General features: G+C 35.5%; 2 protein-coding genes and 1 pseudogene. All 3 read right to left on the bottom strand.

Features of this window, described 5'->3' with window-relative positions; all coding sequences use genetic code 11:
• Window positions 1-664: 664 nt before the first annotated feature.
• The gene (locus tag D0T51_RS12115; RefSeq protein ID WP_163729652.1) at window positions 665-1,444 is read right to left on the bottom strand and encodes a Fic family protein; all 780 of its coding nucleotides are present in this window, start codon (window positions 1,442-1,444) and stop codon (window positions 665-667) included.
• A gap of 64 nt (window positions 1,445-1,508) precedes the next feature.
• Window positions 1,509-2,087: a hypothetical protein gene (locus tag D0T51_RS12110; protein ID WP_163729651.1), complete on the bottom strand. Its 579-nt coding sequence runs from the start codon at window positions 2,085-2,087 to the stop codon at window positions 1,509-1,511.
• Window positions 2,088-2,248: 161 nt separating this feature from the next.
• A pseudogene (locus tag D0T51_RS12105) lies at window positions 2,249-2,948 on the bottom strand (hypothetical protein); the annotation flags it as partial.

Raw genomic sequence — 2,948 nt, 5'->3', positions numbered from 1 at the left:
CTTTAGGGGGTCACTTTGAATTGGCCGAAGGGGGTCACTTTCGATGGAATTTCCAAAGTTCCCCGGTAACAAGAGTAATCGATATTCTGTTAGGAGATGAAAGCAGTATATGAAACTATGGTCTTCATCGTCTTTTGCCATATTCTGCTTTAGGCTGTATAGATGTTTGCCGTAATCAAAAAGTACTTGACTATAATTGCTTAAGAGAGGGAGTTTCTCAAGGTGTGCGGAAATTAAGGTTTCTTCGAAATGATTGAAGTTGTATAAATCCGGATGTTCATCCAAATAGTATCTTATTTTGCACAATTCTAATTTTTGCCACGTTGTCATCATGTCTCTTCGTGTTAATTTTTGTTATATTTTCATTACAAAGATAGGTCAAAATGCAAGCAAAATCAAACCCAAAAACCGTCACGAATCCGTCACGCATGAATAAAAAAAAGACTTACAATCTCTTGTAAGTCTTTGATAATTAGCCGTCGGGATGACAGGATTTGAACCTGCGACCACACGCCCCCCAGACGCGTACTAAGTCTGGTTTATTGACTTGACAATCAATCGACTACGATTGTTTTGTTTTAAGAGTGACTTCTCGTATGACTTCTCCAGTCTTTCGTGACAGAGTTAAACATATAATTATATAATGATTCTTTTTCTAGATTATCTACTCAAAAGCAATACTCTTAGGTAGCATACTCAAAAAAGGAATACTTTTCGTCATATCAATTTCATCATATTCTAATCCTGTAATGGCTAAGTTTCGATAGTAGTCTTTCAGATTAGAATAATAGTATTTCTCTGATTTCATTCGCCAGTATTCTTTTCCCAGTTTTGATGCGATAAACCATTTCTCAATAAGCCTGGCTAATCGTCCGTTCCCATCTTGCATTGGATGGATCTTAACAAACATAAGGTGAATAAGCGAAGCGTAATAGAAGGTTTCTTCTATGGATAGATTCGTTTTTAGTAATAATTCTATATCATTGAAAAGCTTTTCCGTCTCTGATTCTACCAATTGAGGTTCACAAGCTACATAAGCAATCTGATCTTTATCATCCATAACAAACATGATGCTATTGCGAAGCACTCCTCTTGCGGATGGCGAAAGCAAGTTCTTACTTAATATCTTATGCGCTTCCATCACATTCTCGAATGTAAGTGGATGAGATTGCGCATATTGGTATGCTTCAAACAGGTCGTCTGCTTTCTTGGTATAATCGGCTTGATAAGGCACCTTGTAGAACTTATGCTTCACATAACTATCCAACTCTATATTCTCTCCCTCTATCTTAGAAGAATAGACAGATGCCACAGAATTGTAGAAATCAAAAGGTTTGACATTCGGCAAACTACTCTCTTCGGACAATTTTATATTCGTCCAATTCATATCTACGGCTTTGCTGTATGCTGCAAATAAGGAGGATGTAAGTAGTTGCAAGTCCATAACCAATTCTATTGATGGAACAAAGGTAAGTAAAACAATCGAATACCCTTAAACAGCTGTTAGTTTACTTCTTTCTTGCAAGCATTTCTTCTACTCTTTTTAGCCTATGTTCCAGTTCGTGATATAACTTTTCAGAATAAAGGCTCTGCTTATATTTTTTTCGTGTATTCAGAATCCTTTGTATGAATGCGACCTCTTTATCTGATTGATTCATCTTTCTATAAAGGACAGCTATGCGCATACAGCTTTTCTCATAATCAGATAGACGCAGTTCCTCTTTATGTTCCTGAGCAAATTTGAGACATGCCTCATGAGCCTTAATAGCTTCTGGAATACTCTTTTCTTCCTTCTCTAAGCTCATAGCTTTATCAATCATAGGAGTGAGTATGTCAAGAACCTCCTGACGTTTTTCTGTTTCTAAACGACGTCTTTCTGTTGGGAACTTCTGATAAGCGAGCATGAATCTTGTCATTTCTGCTTTCAACATTTCTTCACTCATTTCATTTGGATCAGCAACATAGCCTTTATCTGCCCTTAATACCTCTATTTCATTTAATAGTTTAAGGTTCTTTTCTTCTAAAGTTTTGTTTTTCGCATTTGCTTCTCTTAATTGCTTTTTTAGAGTTTTGATTTCTTCTTGCATGATTTTTCAAGTTGTTAGGTTTGTTGGATGCCAAAGATAATTATATTTTTCAAATGGGATTTTTTTCTCCTCTCTAAAGGTATAATTTGCAAGAAAAAATCCCGTCTCTATTTAGAAATATATTCTGCAATCTCCTAAATATACATCCTGCTATCATCCCACTATAAGGACAATCCTCTATACAACACATCCTTATTAAGAGTTTCCCCACTATTAATAACCATGCTATCTCGCTTGGCTATCTCAGTCCCATTATAAAAATTGTGAACAGTCAGGATAGTTTCTTCTTCCATATATCCCATTTCTTCCACTTCTTTAAGGAGTATCAAATCGTCTTTACTCTCATTCCATTCCCATATTTGATATGTATTGGAAGCATCCCCACCAGTAATGTCACTAACTAGTCTTTTGTTCTTAGCGTCAATCATCCATCCTGAATCAATTTGTTCACCATCACCAATAAGCCATTCGCATTCAGGGAAAGTCAAAACAGTATAAGTGTATCTGTTTCTTTGTCCAGTAGAAGCATTACAGATTATCAACTCATCTTTACCATCAAAATTCACATCCAGAAAACTAAATTCAGAGCATGGGTCATGCCTTGAATTAATTGCTATAAACTCACTAGAACTCTCTTTTATGGCTTTGTAATCAAGATGAATTACTTCTCCATTAGAAAGAGAATCAAACTCTATATTGTCTAAATCTCCACAATATCTATTAGAGTCATATATAGTGTCATTTTGCAATGACAAAATGGTTAAACGTCCATTGAGCATATTGTTTCCTGCTGACTTCTCGTATGCTATATGAAAATTATAACCACGAATAGGAGTTGTATATCTGACATAGACAGTTTTA

It is taken from the genome of Parabacteroides sp. 52 (genome assembly GCF_010500925.1).
In the GTDB taxonomy this organism is placed as follows: domain Bacteria; phylum Bacteroidota; class Bacteroidia; order Bacteroidales; family Tannerellaceae; genus QVMG01.
Note: the sequence above shows the minus strand (reverse complement) of the source record. Positions and strands in the feature narration are given on the sequence as shown.

What these genes read in the sequence shown, in the direction of transcription:
- D0T51_RS12115 (WP_163729652.1), bottom strand. Translation starts at nt 1,444, where the DNA reads ATGGACTTGCAACTACTTACATCCTCCTTATTTGCAGCATACAGCAAA.
- D0T51_RS12110 (WP_163729651.1), bottom strand. Translation starts at nt 2,087, where the DNA reads ATGCAAGAAGAAATCAAAACTCTAAAAAAGCAATTAAGAGAAGCAAAT.